The sequence below is a fragment of the Streptomyces sp. NPDC001153 genome (genome assembly GCF_053598315.1).
Genome location: NZ_JBSFJZ010000007.1, coordinates 56,828 through 72,231 on the forward strand (window position 1 = coordinate 56,828; position 15,404 = coordinate 72,231).

The window sequence follows — 15,404 nt, forward strand, 5'->3', positions numbered from 1 at the left end:
CCAGGTCCTGCCCGGACCGCTCGTCGAAGATCTGCATGGCCTTGGCGGTCACCGGACCCGGGGTGCCGGGCAGCTCGCGGTCGTCGACCCGGTGGTGGTCATCACCGGTGTTCTACCCGCGGCCGGCCGTCGAGTCAGCCCGTTTTCCGGTACCGGGCGCCGGGCCCCGCAGGCCCGGCTCAGGGGTCCAGGTCCTGCCCGGACCGCTCGTCGAAGATCTGCATGGCCTTGGCGGTCACCGGACCCGGGGTGCCGGGCAGCTCGCGGTCGTCGACCCGGTGGACGGCCTGGACGTCGCGCAGGGTCGAGGTGAGGAGGACCTCGTCGGCGCGCCGCAGGACGTCCAGCGGCAGGTCGGTCTCCTTCGCACCGGTCCACTCGACGGCCAGCGCGCGGGTGATGCCGGGCAGGCAGCCGGAGGCGACCGGCGGGGTGTGGATCTCGCCGTCGAGGACAACGAAGACGTTCGACCCGGTGCCCTCGCAGAGCTGTCCGACCGTGTTGCCGAACAGCGCCTCCGACGCGCCGTGTTCATGGGCGCGGGCGAGGGCGACGACGTTCTCGGCGTAGGAGGTGGTCTTCAGGCCGGTGAGGGCGCCGCGCTCGTTGCGGGTCCACGGGACGGTGATCACGGCGGTGGAGTCCGGGCGGCGGGTGGTCTCGCCGAGGGCGACCACGAGGGTCGGGCCGTGCTCGCCGCGGTCGGAGCCGAGCGGGCCGTGGCCGCCGGTGTAGGTGATCCGCAGCCGGCCGAGCGGCATCGGGTTCGCCTCCAGGACCGCGGCGCAGGCCTCGCGGACCTCGTCGTGGTCGGGGTCGGGCAGGCCCAGGCCCCGGGCCGAGCGGGTGAGCCGGTCCAGGTGCCGGGTGAGGGCGAAGGGCCTGCCGTGGACCGCCTTCACCGTCTCGAAGATGCCGTCGCCGACCGTCAGCCCGTGGTCGAACACGGAGACACGCGCGGATTCCAGGTCCCGCAGCCCGCCGTCCAGCCAGATCCTCATGCCAACACCCCTCCGCTTGCCTCGTACGTCCCCGACGCTACCGCGAGCAGCCGGGACGCCTTCAGCTCGGTCTCCCGCCACTCCCCTTCGGGGTCCGAGCCCCAGGTGATGCCGGCGCCGGTGCCGAAGCGCAGCATCCCGGTCTCCCGGTCGATCCAGAAGGTACGGATGCCCACGGCCAGCTCGCCGGTGCCCCGGTCGGCGTCGACCCAGCCGATGCCGCCGCAGTACGGCCCGCGCGGAGCGGTCTCCAGCGCCTCGATGATCCGCAGGGCGCTCGACTTGGGCGCACCGGTGACCGAGCCGGGCGGAAACGCGGCGGCCAGCAGGTCCGGCCAGCCGGCCCCGTCCCGCAGCTCGCCGTGGACCGTGGAGACCAGGTGGACCAGGCCAGGGTGCTTCTCCACGGCGCACAGATCGGGGACGGTCACACTGCCGGTGGCGCAGACACGCCCGATGTCGTTGCGGACCAGGTCCACGATCATCACGTTCTCGGCGTAGTCCTTCTCCAGCAGGTCCGCCTCCGTGCGTCCGGTGCCCTTGATGGGCCCCGACTCCACGACACGCCCGACCCGGCGCAGGAACAGCTCGGGTGAGGCGGTGGCGATCTCCACGCCGTGCTGCGGCAGCCGGATGGTCCCGGCGTACGGTGCCGGGTTGCCGCGGGCCAGCAGGGCGGTCAGGGCGTCGACGTCGGCGTCCGGGGCGACCGGCGCGCTGAGCACGCGGCAGAGGTTGGCCTGGTAGACCTCACCGGCCGCGATGTACTCACGTATCCGGCGGACGCCCGCCGTGTACGCCGCCCGGTCCAGGGACGAGGTCCACTCCCCCACCGCCGGGCCCCGCCAGTCGCCCGGCACCGGGACGGGCACCGGTTCCTCGCGTACGTCCGCGAAGCGGGCGCAGGTCAGCCGCCCCTCGAAGTCCGCGCAGACGGCCCAGAAGCCGGTGGAGTCCAGGGCGGCGGGGTCGCTGGTCACGTCGAGGAGGCCGGTGGCGACGCGGTCGCCGAAGCGGGCCAGGGGCGGGAGGCCGGAAGGGTGGTGCAGCACGTGGTCGAGTCTAGGTCGGGTGTCCGACAGGTGGCCCGGGAGTGTCCCGGAGGAGGCTCCGGCCACGGGGTCCCCAGGGGGCAGCGCAGCACGCTGCGCAAACGCGTTTTTGTACTGGCCCGGGAATCCGCTAGAGTTCAACACGTCGCCGGGACGCGGAAGCGGACCGAAACGACAGGCGGACGTAGCTCAGTTGGTAGAGCGCAACCTTGCCAAGGTTGAGGTCGCGAGTTCGAGCCTCGTCGTCCGCTCGAAGGAAGAGGGGTCGTTCCGATCCCCTACACTCCTGGTGGAGTGGCCGAGAGGCGAGGCAACGGCCTGCAAAGCCGTCTACACGGGTTCAAATCCCGTCTCCACCTCCAAGGACGATTAGCTCAGCGGGAGAGCGCTTCCCTGACACGGAAGAGGTCACTGGTTCAATCCCAGTATCGTCCACTGGATCTTCTCGCAGGATCCACGGGTCTTCTCGAAGATCCCCGCCCGCGCGATTAGCTCAGCGGGAGAGCGCTTCCCTGACACGGAAGAGGTCACTGGTTCAATCCCAGTATCGCGCACTGTCCGTGACTCGCGGGTCACGGCCTGCGGACGATTAGCTCAGCGGGAGAGCGCTTCCCTGACACGGAAGAGGTCACTGGTTCAATCCCAGTATCGTCCACACAGCAAGAAGCCCCCGGCCGACTCGGCCGGGGGCTTCTTCGTGCCCTCAGCTGGAGAAGAGCATGTGCGCCCAGCTCTTGTGGTGGCCGTCGTGGTGTCCGTGGTGGTCGTGGTGTCCATGGCCGCCGTGGTGACCGCCGTGCGGGGCACCCCAGGCCGGCGCGGGCGCCGTCGGGTACGCCTGCGGGGCGGGAGGCACCGGCCTGGACCACTGGGCCTCCAGCTGGGTCAGCGCCTCCAGCTCGCCGTAGTCGAGGAAGATGCCGCGGCAGCCGCTGCACTGCTCGATCTGGACGCCGCTGCGGTTGTAGGTGTGCATCGGCGCGTGGCATTTCGGACAATGCATGGTCGGCTCAACTCCTCGCCGGTCGGTCCCGCTTCGTGCTTCCCCAGGACAGACTCCGTCCGGCCCAGGACGGTTGCAGCCTAGTCGGTGGCTTCGGGCGCCAACTGGTGTGGAATCAGGGCCATTCGGGCACATGCGTCGATGACCGCCTGTTCCACCTCGTCCAGCGGACGGCCGGCCCCGAGCGCCTTGGTGACCGCGAGGGCGGCCGTCTGCACGGTCAGTGCGCGGGCCGGGACGTCCAGGGCGGGCCAGGGGTCGCCGGCCGCGGGCACGGCCGGGCCGCCGGCCCGCTGGTACGCGCCGAGGAAACGGGTCCACTCGTCCGGCGAGAGGAGCCCGCAGGCGTACCAGGCGGCGGGGCGGGCGAGGTCCCAGGCCGGGACACCGGTTCCCAGGTCGTCGACGTCGATCAGGCGCCAGGGGCCGTCCGGTGCCGGGTGGCGGACGAGCTGGCCGAGGTGCAGGTCGCCGTGACAGAGGGCGGGCGCGCCGGGCATGGGCGCTTCGCCGCGGGCCCAGGCGGGGAGCGCGGCCCAGGCGGCGAGGACGGCACCGGCCGCCGGACGGGGCTCGGCGCGCAGGACCGAGCGCAGCCGGGCGATGGCGCGGGCGGCCTTGACAGGGCCGCGCATCGGGGGCAGGCCGGCGTGCGGGAGCGTGCGGTGCAGACGGGCGAGGAGGGTGGCGCCGGCCTCCCAGGGCGCCGCGTCCCGGTCGTCGGGGTCCACGGGGGCGCCGTACGGCCAGAAGGTCACCAGGCGGTCCAGTACGGCCGCGGGGGCCGGGGAGAGCGGGGGCAGCAGCACGTCCGGGAGGCGGGCGGCCAGGGCGAGGCGCCGGGTCAGCTCGGCGCGGTCGGTACCGGGGGCGTGGGCCTTCACGACGGTGTCGGCGTGCCGTACGACGGTGGCGTCGGGGCGGTCGGCGAGGACGGCCGGGCCGGCCGCACAGGTGCAGGGGGCTCCGCCGGTGTCCGGGTGTACGGCGGCTCTCGCCTTTGCGGTGAGTGCGGGTATGAGGGCGGGGCTGTCTGCGGTCAACGGTGCCTCGGATGGGTGGACTGGCACCTGAGCGTACTGGCGTCGGCCGGGGGCGGGACCGCCTGCCCGCGCCGGCGGGGTGCCGCACAGCTCACGGCGTCCCGGAAACGGCGCATGCCGGCGCAGCTCCCCAGCTGCGCCGGCATTTGTGCCGTCCGCCGCACCCCCGTCCCCACGGGGTTTCCTGGATGGATGTCCCCGCCCGGACCGCTCTTCCGGGCCTGGGGTCGCCGCTCAGCGCCCCAGCATCACACCCACGGACGACGCCTGTGTGGCCACCGTCTCCCAGCCGTCGCAGACGAGCAGGAGCAGGGCCGCCAGGGGAAGGGCCATGAGCGTCGCCACCAGGGGGTGGCGGCGGCCCGTCCGGCGCGGTGCGAACGCCGGGCGTCGCGGTGCCGTGTGGGCCATGGTCCCTCTCCTGACCGTGTCGGTTGTCTTCGGCAGCGGCGGGTGTCTGACCTCGGGGGACGAGTGCTGCACCCGCCGCTTGACCTCAAATCTAGGCGCGGGGCGGCTGCCGGGCGTCATGCCCTCGTATCGATTGCCGGGCCTCCCCGAGGATGAGCCACAACTCGGGACGTACTCCCCTGGGTGGAGACGCGGGCCGGGGTCTCGGGGTCTTCCCGGAAGGGGTGGCCACTGTGTCCGGTCTTTTCCGAAGCGTCCGACGACCACGAGGAGTGACTTCGATCACTCCGGCCGGGTGCGGGACCTGTGCCGCGCCAGGTGCCCGGCCCGTCCCGCGCCCGGGTTCGCGGCCGGTCCGCGGCGGGTGTCGGACGGCCGCCCGAACCGGCACCACCTGACGTCTCCCGACCTCAACACCCGGACGCCGAGGATCGGTTGAGGGGATAGGCGCCCCAAGGGCCCCGCGCACGCCTGCTTCCTGACCGCCTTTCATGTCGTGCCGGTGGTCGGCACAATCCGTCCGGCCCGGAGGGCGCGGCCTCTGCGCGCAGGCGGCCGTGGAAACGTAAGCTGTGCCACGTCACAGGGACCGGGCAGCGGGGATGAACATGGCGATGATGCGCCTGAGGCGCGAGGACCCGCGCGTCGTCGGCTCGTTCAGGCTTCACCGACGGCTCGGCGCGGGCGGGATGGGTGTGGTCTACCTCGGCTCCGACAAGAAGGGGCAGCGGGTCGCGCTGAAGGTGATCCGGCCCGATCTGGCGGAGGACCAGGAGTTCCGTTCGCGGTTCGCCCGTGAGGTCTCGGCGGCCCGGCGGATCCGGGGCGGCTGCACGGCCCGGCTGGTCGCCGCGGACCTGGAGGCCGAGCGGCCCTGGTTCGCCACGCAGTACGTACCCGGACCCTCCCTGCACGACAAGGTCGCCGACGAGGGTCCGCTGAGCGCGGCCGACACCGCGGCGGTCGGCGCGGCGCTCTCCGAGGGCCTGGTCGCGGTGCACGAGGCCGGTGTCGTCCACCGGGACCTCAAGCCGTCCAACATCCTGCTGTCCCCGAAGGGGCCGCGGATCATCGACTTCGGCATCGCCTGGGCCACCGGCGCCTCCACGCTCACCCACGTCGGTACGGCGGTCGGCTCCCCCGGTTTCCTCGCGCCCGAGCAGGTGCGCGGCGCGGCCGTCACCCCGGCGACGGACGTGTTCTCCCTGGGCGCGACCCTCGCCTACGCCTCCACCGGCGACTCGCCCTTCGGGCACGGCAGTTCCGAGGTGATGCTGTACCGGGTGGTGCACGAGGAGGCGCAGCTGCACGGCGTACCGGACGCGCTCGCCCCGCTGGTGCGGGCCTGTCTGGCGAAGGACCCCGAGGACCGGCCCAGCACGCTGCAGCTGTCCCTGCGGCTCAAGGAGATCGCGGCCCGCGAGGCCCAGGGCCTGGACGGCGTACGGCCGCCGGCACCGCGCGCCGCGGAGGCGGACCGGCCCACCGGGCGGCTCCTCGACACCTACCCCGAGCAGCAGCGCACCCAGCGGCGCACCGCCCCCGGCACGCCGGTGCCGCGCGCCGGTGCGCCCGCCCGGGGCGGTGCGCCGTCGCGCGGCGGAGCGCCCGCGCGGACCGGCAGCGGCTCGCGCGGCAACGGCACGGGCGCCTCCGCGCGGCCGGGCCCGGCGCGCTCGGGCGGCGGGAGCCGTCCCGCTGCCCGGGGCGGTTCCGGGCGGCCGGCGCAGCGTACGACGGGCACCGGGCTGCGGCCTGCCAATCCCCGGCTGCTGCGCCAGCGGCTGTTCGTGTTCGTCGTGGTGACGCTGCTCGTGGCGCTCGGCATCGCGGTGGCCCAGGGCTGCCAGGGCCCGGCCCGCGGCCTCGGCGACGACGGCGGCCGGCGCCAGCGGTACGCACAGCCGAGCCGTCCGCCGGCGGACACCGAGGGGGCGATGTCCGACCGGTACGGGTCGGCACCGGGCCGGGTTTCCGGGAGCTGAGGCGCGCTCCGGGACCCCGGCCGGGGAGGGCCGGAGCGAAGGCGCCGAAGGTCAGGCCTCCGGGCGGCCGCTGGTCACCGCGTAGAAGGCGACCGCCGCGGCCGCGCCCACGTTGAGCGAGTCGACGCCGTGGGACATCGGGATGCGGACCCATTCGTCGGCGGCGACCAGGGCCTGGGTGGACAGTCCGTCGCCCTCGGCGCCCAGCATCAGGGCCACCCGGTCCATCCGGTGCGGGGCGGCCTCGTCCAGGGTGCGGGCCTTGTCGTCCGGGGTGAGCGCCAGCAGGGTGAAGCCGGCCTCCCGGACCGACTCCAGCCCCTTCGGCCAGGTCTCCAGCCGGGCGTACGGCACGGAGAACACCGCGCCCATGGAGACCTTGACGCTCCGGCGGTACAGCGGGTCGGCGCAGTCGGGCGACAGCAGGACCGCGTCCATGCCGAGGGCGGCGGCCGAGCGGAAGATGGCGCCGATGTTGGTGTGGTCGTTGACCGACTCCATGACCACGACCCGGCGTGCGGAGCGCAGCAGTTCGCCGGCCGTGGGCAGCGGCTTGCGCTGCATGGAGGCGAGCGCGCCGCGGTGCACGTGGTAGCCGGTGACCTGCTCGGCGAGTTCGGGGCTCACGGCGTAGACCGGGGCGGGCAGTTCGTCGATGACGTCGCGCATGACGTCGATCCACTTGGCCGAGAGCAGCATGGAGCGCATCTCGTAGCCCGCTTCCTTGGCCCTGCGGATGACCTTCTCGCCCTCCGCGATGAACAGGCCCTCGGCGGGTTCGCGCTTGCGGCGCAGCTCGACGTCGGTCAGGCCTGTGTAGTCGCGCAGGCGCGGGTCGTCGGGATCCTCGACGGTGATGAGATCGGCCACAGGGTGATACTGCCTTGTCCTGGGTGTGCTGCCAACGGCTGGGAACGGGTAGGTTACCCCGGGTTACGCGTGATCAAGCGGTGGATGATCAGGCGGCGGGCTGCGGGCCGACCGTCACGACCTCGCCGATGACGATGACCGCCGGGGGCCTGACCTCCTCGGTCCGCACCGTCTCGGCGACCGTGGCCAGGGTGGCGTCGACGCGGCGCTGCGCGGCCGTCGTCCCCTCCTGCACCAGCGCGACCGGGGTGTCCGGGGACCTGCCGTGCGCCACGAGCGTCTCGGCGATCTTCCCGATCTTGTCGACGCCCATCAGGATCACGAGCGTGCCGGTCAGCTTCGCCAGCGACGGCCAGTCGACCAGCGAGCGCTCGTCGTCGGGGGCGACATGGCCGCTGACGACCGTGAACTCGTGCGCCACGCCCCGGTGGGTGACCGGGATGCCGGCCGCGCCGGGCACGGAGATCGAGCTGGAGATGCCGGGGACGACGGTGCAGGGGATGCCGGCCTCGGAGAGCGCCTGGACCTCCTCCATGCCCCGGCCGAACACGAACGGGTCGCCGCCCTTGAGCCGTACGACCGACTTGCCCTGCTTGGCGTGCTCGATGAGCGCGTTGTTGATGGCCTCCTGGGCCATGAACCGGCCGTACGGGATCTTCGCCGCGTCGATCACCTCGACGTGCGGCGGGAGTTCGGCGAGCAGGTCGCGCGGTCCGAGCCGGTCGGCGATGACGACGTCCGCCGCGGCGAGCAGCCGGCGCCCGCGGACCGTGATCAGGTCCGGGTCGCCGGGGCCGCCGCCGACCAGGGCGACGCCGGGGGTGCGGGTGCGGTGGTGGGGCGCCACCAGGGTGCCGTCGCGCAGGCCCTCCACCACCGCGTCCCGGATGGCGGCGGTGTGGCGCGGGTCGCGGCCGCGCGCGTCCGTGGTCAGTACGGCGACGGTGACGCCCTCGCTGTGACCGGTGGCCGGGGTCCAGGCGGTGGCCTGGTCGGCGTCGTCCGAGCGCACGCACCAGACGCGGTGGCGCTCCGCTTCGGCGGAGGCGGCGGTGTTGGTCTCGGGGTCGCTGGTGGCGATGAGGGCGTACCAGGCGTCGGCGAGGTCGCCGTCCGTGTAGGGGCGCCGCTCCCAAGTGATCTCGCCCGCGTCCGCCATGGCCTCGACCGAGGGGGTCGCCTCGGGGGACACGAGCACGATGTCCGCGCCTGCCGCGATCAGTGCGGGGAGGCGGCGCTGGGCGACCTGACCGCCGCCGAGGACGACCACGCGGCGGCCGGAGAGGCGGAGGCCTACGGGGTAGGCGGGGTGTTCGGCCATGGCGGCGGCTCCTCGTGCAGTTGTGCGGTGGGGCGCGGGGCGCGCTGCACCTTCGGAGCGGCCCTGACGTGCGATTTTAGCTATGCGCAGGGCAGGGGGCACCGGGTGGTCCGGCAGCTGAACACCGGACCGCCCAGGCCGTGTCGCCTACTTCTCGGTGACCCCCGCCGAATCGAACGTCGCCACCTCGTGCATCGCCCGCGCCGTGCTCTGCACCAGCGGAAGCGCCAGCAGCGCGCCCGTGCCCTCGCCCAGGCGCAGATCGAGGTCGACCAGCGGGCGCAGGCCCAGCTTGTTCAGGGCGGCCACATGGCCGGGCTCGGCGCTGCGGTGGCCCGCGATGCAGGCCGCCAGCACCTCGGGGGCGATCGCACGGGCGACCAGGGCCGCGGCGCCGGCGCTGACGCCGTCCAGGATCACCGGCGTACGCAGGGAGGCGCCGCCGAGGAGCAGGCCGACCAGCGCCGCGTGCTCGAAGCCACCGATCGCGGCGAGGACACCGATCGGGTCGGCCGGGTCCGGCTGGTGGAGTTCCAGGGCGCGGCGGACGACCTCGGTCTTGCGGGCCAGGGTCTCGTCGTTGATGCCCGTGCCGCGACCGGTCACCTCGGCCGGGTCGGCACCCGTGAACACCGAGATGAGGGCGGCCGAAGCCGTGGTGTTGGCGATGCCCATCTCACCGGTGAGCAGCGCCTTGTTGCCGGCCGCCACCAGGTCGCGGGCGGTCTCGATGCCGACCTCGATGGCCGCCTTGGCCTCCTCGCGGGTCATCGCGGGTCCGGTGGTCATGTCGGACGTGCCGCCGCGGATCTTGCGGGGCAGCAGGCCGGGGGTGGCCGGGAGGTCGGCGGCGACACCGACGTCCACGACGCAGACCTCGGCACCGACCTGGCTCGCGAAGGCGTTGCAGACCGCTCCCCCGCCCAGGAAGTTGGCCACCATCTGGGCGGTGACCTCCTGCGGCCAGGGGGTGACGCCCTGGGCGTGCACGCCGTGGTCACCGGCGAAGATGGCGACGGCGGCGGGCTCCGGGATCGGCGGCGGGCACTGCCGGGACAGCCCGGACAACTGCGCGGAGATGATCTCCAGCATGCCGAGTGCGCCGGCCGGCTTGGTCATGCGCTTCTGGCGCTCCCAGGCCTCGCCGAGGGCCTTGGCGTCGAGCGGGCGGATCTGTGCGACGGTCTCGGCAAGCAGGTCGTGGGGTTCCTCTCCGGGCAGGGCGCGGCGGCCGTACGTCTCCTCGTGCACCACCCAGGACAAGGGGCGCCGCTTGGACCAGCCGGCCTGCATCAGCTCGGGCTCGTCCGGGAATTCGTCGACATACCCGACGCAGAGGTAGGCGATGACCTCCAGGTGCTCGGGCAGGCCGAGGGCACGGACCATCTCACGCTCGTCGAAGAAGCTGACCCAGCCGACGCCGAGGCCTTCGGCGCGGGCGGCGAGCCAGAGGTTCTCGACGGCGAGAGCGGCGGAGTACGGCGCCATCTGCGGCTGGGTGTGCCGGCCGAGGGTGTGCCGGCCGCCGCGGGTGGGGTCGGCGGTGACGACGATGTTGACCGGGGTGTCGAGGATGGCCTCGATCTTCAGTTCCTTGAACTGCTTGGCCCGGCCCTTCGGCAGCGACTTGGCGTAGGCCTCACGCTGACGCATCGCCAGTTCGTGCATGGTCCGCCGGGTGTCGGCGGAGCGGATGACGACGAAGTCCCAGGGCTGCGAGTGCCCCACGGAGGGCGCCGTGTGGGCGGCCTCCAGGACGCGGAGCAGCACCTCGTGCGGGATCGGGTCGTCGCGGAAGCCGTTGCGGATGTCGCGGCGCTCGCGCATGACCTTCAGGACGGCCTCGCGCTCGGCGTCGTCGTAGCCGGGCGCGGCCGGGCCGGTGGACTGTCGTGCTTCCGCCACGGCGGCCGTACTCTCTTCCTCCTGGTCGGCGGCCCTGGTCTGCAGGTCCTCCGCGTGCTGTACGACATCGGGGGCCGGCGCGGGTGCGGGTTCGCCCTCGCGCGGCGCGGGCACCATGGCCACCGGCTCCTGCGCCTCCTCGGTGGGGAGGACCAGGGGCTGCGGCGGGGTCGGCGCCAGGTGCGGGGTCGTGGGCACCTGGCCCTCGACCTGGACGAACTGCCCGAGCGGCTGGGCCGGGTGCCCCTGCAGCGACACGTGGGACGGCAGCGGCTCGGCCTGCCCGGCGGTCTCGGGGTGCGCGGAGGCACCGTCGGTGGGGTCGCCCGGCGTGGCCCCGGCCTCGGCGGCGGCCGGCACCGGGGCGCCCTCGGCGGCCGGCACGGCGGCGGGCTCGGCGGGCTGCGTCTGCGGTCCTGCGGGCGCGTCCAGGCCGTTCACGGGGGCCGGCCCGGCGGCGGCAGCGACCTGGGCGACCTGCTCGGCCGCGTCCTGGGCGATCGGCTCCTCCTGAGCCTGCGGCCGCGCTACGACGGCGGGCTGGGCCGTGCCGGGCACGGGCTCGGCCGGGGTCTCGGCGGTGGCCGCGACGGGCTCTGCCAACTGGGGGCCCTGCGCCGGGTAGGGCTGCGGCTCCTGCGCGCCGGTGCCGTCGGCGGCGGCTGCCGGTGCGGCGTCCTGTGTCGGTGCGGGTGCGGGGGCCGCTGCCTGCGCGGGCTCCGGAGCGTGGGCCGCAGTCCCGGGCTCGGGTGCCAGTACGGCTTCGGCGGCGGAGGGCTGACCCTCCGTCACTCCGGCCGGGCCCTCGACCATGACCGGCTGCGCCTCCACGGCAACGGGGCCGTTCGGGTCCGGCTGTGCCGGGGCGGCGGCCTGGGCGGAGACGGCCTCCTCGGCGAACGGGGCCGCGCCCGGCACCTGCTGTGCGGGAAGGGAGTCCGCCGTCTCGGCGGCGCCCGGCGCGGTGACGGTGCCCGCGGCGGGCGTGGCGGTCTGGCCGGCGTCGGCGACCGGCGCGCCCTCGCCCCGCTCCGAGGTCTCGCCGGGTCCTGCGGGAGCCGACGGCTGGGTTGGCGCGGCCGGCTCGGCGGCGGTGGCCGCCCGAGCGTCGTCCGGCACCTGACCGGGCACGGGCTCGTCCGGCACCGCCTGGACCTGGGCCGCATGAGCCGCGCCCGGACCGGCGGGTTCCACCGGCTCCGTCTCCGGCGCGGCGGCGGCGTCGGCCGGCGGCTCAGCCGCAGCCCGATCGGCTGCCGCGTCGGGGTCCACGGTGGCGGCCTGCTCGGCCTCGGGCACCACCATGGCACCCTCGGCAGCCGGGCCGGTCTCCGCCGCCACCCCGGGCACACCGGCACCGGCGGCACCGTCCACGGCGGCCGCAGCGTCCTGATGCCGCGCACCGGCCACGCTCTGACCGGCCTCGCCCGCCTCGCCGGCGAACTGCTGGGCGCCCTCGGCACCCTGACCGGTAACGGGCGCGGGCATGCCCTCGGGACCCGGGGCCGCGGCAGGGTCGAAGGCGCCCTCGGGCCCGTGGCCCGCGACAAGCGGCTGGACGTCTTCCGGCGTCCCGCCCGCGGGAGCCGCGTACACACCGTCGTGGGCATGGACCGGCTGTACGCCGTCGTGGCCGTGGACCACCTGCGGGGTGCCCGGTGCCGGTGCGGCCGCCTGGTTCGTGAGGCGGGCGACGGCGGCCTGGGCCGCGCCGGACGGGTCGGCGGCGGCCGCCGAGGCCGCGGCCGGATCAACCGTTTCGGCAGCCGGCGCCTGGGTGCCGACCTGGGCCACCGCGGCCGGTGCCGGTACGCCGGCCTCGGCCGCCGCGGCGGCGGGCGCCGCACCCCAGGGAGCCGCGCTCTGCGGCGCCGTGTCGCGCAGTGGCTGGGCGTCGGCGTACTCGGGACCGGCCGTGGGCGGAACGGGCTGCCGTACCGGCGCCCCGGCCGGGCCGCGGTCGGCGAGGGAGCGGACCGGGCCGGCGGAGACGTTCGGGATCGGCGGGCCGAGGTGCAGCGGACGGCGCGGCTGCTGCGGGGCGGCCGGCTGCTCCTGCGGCGCCGAGAGGACCGGCGACGCCGGCATGGGCGCCGGGGCCGGGTTCGGCAGGCGGACGCCGCTGAGGTCGACGGAGCCGCTGTCACGGCCGGCCGTCTCGTGCGGGCCCGGCTCGTGGACGGCCTCGACGACCGGTTCCGGAGCGGGTGGCGCAACCTCGTTGCCCCACGCGCCCTGGGCACCCGGCAGCAGCAGGTCTTCGTCCTCGGCGGGTGCCTCGGAGAGGTAGGCGTACGCACCGGGCGCGGAGACGCCCGGCTGCTCCACCATGCCTGCGCTCTCCGGCTGCCCCTCGCCCGGGACCTGGCCGGTGTCGGTCATGCGTACCCCTCGCCCATCGGTTTAGTGCTCCTACGACCAGCTCACCCGGAACGGCGCACCGACCGCCCGTAGTGAAGAACGAGCGTCCGTGCCCAGCGGCACGAACGACCCGCCGGAATAGGCGACAAAGCCATTCAGTGGCATTGTCCCGGCCGTCACGCCGTCGCGACAGCATGATCCGCGACAGCCCGCTGTGGACTGCGCCACGTTGCGCGTCCTCCGGTTCCGCAGTACCACACCCACCCCAAAACGGGCGTGCTTTCCGGACATTGGCGAACGAAGTTCCGGGCCGCCCGGTGTGGCACAACGATCGGCCAGCCTACCGCGCGCAGTACGACAACAGGATCACGGGCCGCGATCCGGAAGGGCCCGCCCGCCGCCCGGCCGCCACCCCTCAGCGAGGCGCTTCGCGCCGCAGCAATTCTCCGGTGAGCAGGAAGGCGACGCTCCGCTCGGTCTCGGTCCAGACGCGGGTGTCGAGTTCGACGGACTGCACCAGCGCGCACTCGACCCGGTATCCGTGCTCGGTCAGGTCGCGCCCGACGAGTTCGGCCGTGTCGCGGGTGGCGGCGTGCGTGACGATGCGCTGCGGGCGCCGGTCGGCGACCGCCGAGACCACGGCCGCTCCCCCGCCGCCGACCCGGACGACGTCCGGTTCGGGCAGGTTCTCCAGGACGTGGGGGGCGGTGCCCTGGACCACTTGGAGCTGGACGCCGTACCGGCGTGCGGCCGCGTCGGTCCGGGCGCAGGAGCCCGGGTCCCGGTCGACGGCGATGACGGCCGCTCCGGCGCGCGCGGCCTCGGCGGCGAACGCGCCGGAGCCGCAGCCGATGTCCCAGACCAGGTCGCCGACCCGGGGCCCGAGGCGGGCCAGTTGGGCGGCGCGCAGCAGCTCCGTCTCGCCCTCGCCGAGACCCCCACCGGGCCCGGCGCCGTACGACGCGTCGGGCTGCACCCAGCCGCGCGGTCCGGCGCCCGGGTCGCGCCCCGCGGTCCAGCCGCCGCTCTCACCTGCTCCCACGGGTCCGCCGATGACGATGACCACATTGGGGTCCCGCCAGGTGTGGTCGGCGGCCTTGTCGGAGGTGACGACGGTGACCTGCTCGCGTTCGGTGCCCAGTTCCTCGCAGATGACGAAGGTCCGGTGCACGCCCTCCAGCAGGAGTCCGAGTTCGGCGGGTCCGGCGCCGGGTGCGGTGAGGACGGCGACCTTGGTGTGGGCGCGGCACACGTTCACGGCCCGGCGCAGGGTGCGGGGGTGGGCGACGACCACCTGGGCGTCGTCCCAGGGCATGCCGGCGCGGGCGAAGGCGGCGGCCACGGAGGAGACGGCGGGGACGACCTCGACCTCCAGGCCGAACTCCGGGGCGCGCAGGGTGCGTACGACGCCGAAGTAGCCGGGGTCGCCGTCGGCGAACACGACGGCGGTGCCGCGGTGCGCGGCGATCCGGCGGGCGGCGAGCGCGACGCTGCCCAGGCGGACGCGTTCGGCGGTGGGCGGGACCTCGGGCAGCGCCAGGTGGTGGGCCGCGCCGGCCACGAGCGTGGCGGCGCCGAGGGCGGCGCGTGCCGCGTCGGTCAGCGGCGAGCCGTCCCAGCCGATCACCGTGACCCGGTCGGCCATCGTCGTTTCTCTCCAGGTCTTCGCAGGTCGTCAGGGGCGCGGGCCCATAGCGGGCTCCCTGAGCGTACCTGGTGGGGCCGGGGGGCTCAGTTCCAGTCGGAGTACGACGTGAAACCGCCCGTGTCGGCCAGCTGCTCGCCGGCCCCGGCCAGGTCCTCCGGCAGCAGGCTCCAGACGATGACGTCGGTACGGACGTCGGTCCATGTACCGTCCGCTGTTCTGCTGCGCGCTATCCAGGCGCCCCGCAGGACACCCTCGCTGATGCAGCCGATCTTCTGGGCGACCTGCTGGGAAGCGGTGTTGTCGGCGGCGGTGCGCAGCTCCAGGCGTTCGAACTTCTGGTCGTGGAACAGCCACTGCGCGGTGGCCAGGGCGGCCTCGGAGGCGTAGCCCTCGCCGCGGGCCCATGGCGCGACGACGTAGGCGATCTCCGTCGAGCGTACCCGCCAGTCGGTGTTCTGAAGATGGACGATGCCGACGAGGCGCTGGGTGAGGAACTCGTCGACCGCAAAGACGATGCCACGGCCCCCGGCGCGTTCGGCCGGGGCGATCTCGGTGATCCAGGCCCGGGCGTCGGCCTCGGTGTAGGGCTGGGGGACGGAGGTCCAGGTGGTGACCAGTTCGTCGTTCATCATCTCGGCGAAGGCCTCGGTGTCCGACTCCTCGAAGGGGCGCAGAACCAACCGCTCCGTGCTGATGGAGACGTTGGGAAAGGTGCCAGTCATGCGCCGCTCCGTAACTTCTGAAAAACCTTCAGGGCCTGCTGAACTGCCCAGCATGCAGCATGAAACCACTGAACCGCACGAC

11 protein-coding genes, 5 tRNA genes and 1 pseudogene are annotated in these 15,404 nt (G+C 74.3%); 6 read left to right on the top strand and 11 right to left on the bottom strand.

Translation table 11 applies throughout. The features are described 5' to 3' along the window. The 3 genes and pseudogenes from ACWDEN_RS10015 to ACWDEN_RS10025 all read right to left on the bottom strand — a co-directional run. Positions 1-94, bottom strand: a pseudogene (locus tag ACWDEN_RS10015) (4-amino-4-deoxychorismate lyase); the annotation flags it as partial. Between the two features lie 85 nt (positions 95-179). Beyond that, positions 180-1,001 carry an aminotransferase class IV gene (locus ACWDEN_RS10020; protein WP_450858298.1) on the bottom strand — a complete coding sequence of 274 codons (822 nt, stop codon included), beginning with the start codon at positions 999-1,001 and terminating at the stop codon, positions 180-182. Then, positions 998-2,053, bottom strand: a complete 1,056-nt coding sequence (locus ACWDEN_RS10025) for a chorismate-binding protein (RefSeq protein WP_351619910.1) — start codon at positions 2,051-2,053, stop codon at positions 998-1,000. Before ACWDEN_RS10025 ends, ACWDEN_RS10020 begins: the two co-directional genes overlap by 4 nt. A gap of 178 nt (positions 2,054-2,231) precedes the next feature. Here ACWDEN_RS10025 and ACWDEN_RS10030 point away from each other — a divergent pair. The 5 genes from ACWDEN_RS10030 (at position 2,232) to ACWDEN_RS10050 (ending at position 2,708) form a co-directional block, all read left to right on the top strand. Further along, a tRNA-Gly gene (locus tag ACWDEN_RS10030) sits at positions 2,232-2,304 on the top strand. A 37-nt stretch (positions 2,305-2,341) separates the two neighbouring features. Then, positions 2,342-2,415: transfer RNA gene (locus ACWDEN_RS10035), tRNA-Cys, on the top strand. A gap of 1 nt (position 2,416) precedes the next feature. After that, positions 2,417-2,488, top strand: a tRNA-Val gene (locus ACWDEN_RS10040). A 47-nt stretch (positions 2,489-2,535) separates the two neighbouring features. After that, a tRNA-Val gene (locus ACWDEN_RS10045) sits at positions 2,536-2,607 on the top strand. 29 nt (positions 2,608-2,636) lie between these two features. Further along, positions 2,637-2,708 (top strand) — tRNA-Val (locus ACWDEN_RS10050). Between the two features lie 48 nt (positions 2,709-2,756). Here the strand turns inward: ACWDEN_RS10050 and ACWDEN_RS10055 are convergent. From ACWDEN_RS10055 to ACWDEN_RS10065, 3 genes are all read right to left on the bottom strand, one after another. Then, a complete protein-coding gene (locus ACWDEN_RS10055; protein ID WP_351619907.1) occupies positions 2,757-3,056 on the bottom strand; it encodes a TFIIB-type zinc ribbon-containing protein in 300 nt (99 codons plus the stop codon). Between the two features lie 80 nt (positions 3,057-3,136). Then, a complete protein-coding gene (locus ACWDEN_RS10060; protein ID WP_351619905.1) occupies positions 3,137-4,099 on the bottom strand; it encodes an aminoglycoside phosphotransferase family protein in 963 nt (320 codons plus the stop codon). A 234-nt stretch (positions 4,100-4,333) separates the two neighbouring features. Then, positions 4,334-4,510 (bottom strand): hypothetical protein, encoded by a 177-nt coding sequence (locus ACWDEN_RS10065; RefSeq protein WP_351619902.1) that lies wholly within the window; start codon positions 4,508-4,510, stop codon positions 4,334-4,336. A 602-nt stretch (positions 4,511-5,112) separates the two neighbouring features. Between ACWDEN_RS10065 and ACWDEN_RS10070 the strand changes: the two genes are divergently transcribed. Continuing rightward, entirely contained in the window at positions 5,113-6,495 is a 1,383-nt protein-coding gene (locus tag ACWDEN_RS10070; RefSeq protein WP_450858301.1) for a serine/threonine-protein kinase, read from the top strand. A 51-nt stretch (positions 6,496-6,546) separates the two neighbouring features. On the opposite strand, the gene ACWDEN_RS10075 is transcribed toward ACWDEN_RS10070, so the two are convergent. The 5 genes from ACWDEN_RS10075 to ACWDEN_RS10095 all read right to left on the bottom strand — a co-directional run bounded on the left by ACWDEN_RS10075 (position 6,547) and on the right by ACWDEN_RS10095 (position 15,322). Then, positions 6,547-7,365: a TrmH family RNA methyltransferase gene (locus tag ACWDEN_RS10075; RefSeq protein WP_351623378.1), complete on the bottom strand. Its 819-nt coding sequence runs from the start codon at positions 7,363-7,365 to the stop codon at positions 6,547-6,549. Positions 7,366-7,453: 88 nt separating this feature from the next. Beyond that, the gene (gene cobA / locus ACWDEN_RS10080) at positions 7,454-8,686 is read right to left on the bottom strand and encodes a uroporphyrinogen-III C-methyltransferase (protein ID WP_351623377.1); all 1,233 of its coding nucleotides are present in this window, start codon (positions 8,684-8,686) and stop codon (positions 7,454-7,456) included. Between the two features lie 147 nt (positions 8,687-8,833). Further along, positions 8,834-12,973 carry a nicotinate-nucleotide--dimethylbenzimidazole phosphoribosyltransferase gene (gene cobT / locus ACWDEN_RS10085; protein WP_450858304.1) on the bottom strand — a complete coding sequence of 1,380 codons (4,140 nt, stop codon included), beginning with the start codon at positions 12,971-12,973 and terminating at the stop codon, positions 8,834-8,836. Positions 12,974-13,367: 394 nt separating this feature from the next. Next, positions 13,368-14,597, bottom strand: coding sequence for a precorrin-6y C5,15-methyltransferase (decarboxylating) subunit CbiE (gene cbiE / locus ACWDEN_RS10090; protein ID WP_450858306.1), 1,230 nt, complete (start codon positions 14,595-14,597; stop codon positions 13,368-13,370). An 86-nt stretch (positions 14,598-14,683) separates the two neighbouring features. After that, the gene (locus tag ACWDEN_RS10095) at positions 14,684-15,322 is read right to left on the bottom strand and encodes a GNAT family N-acetyltransferase (RefSeq protein WP_450858308.1); all 639 of its coding nucleotides are present in this window, start codon (positions 15,320-15,322) and stop codon (positions 14,684-14,686) included. Positions 15,323-15,404: the final 82 nt, after the last annotated feature.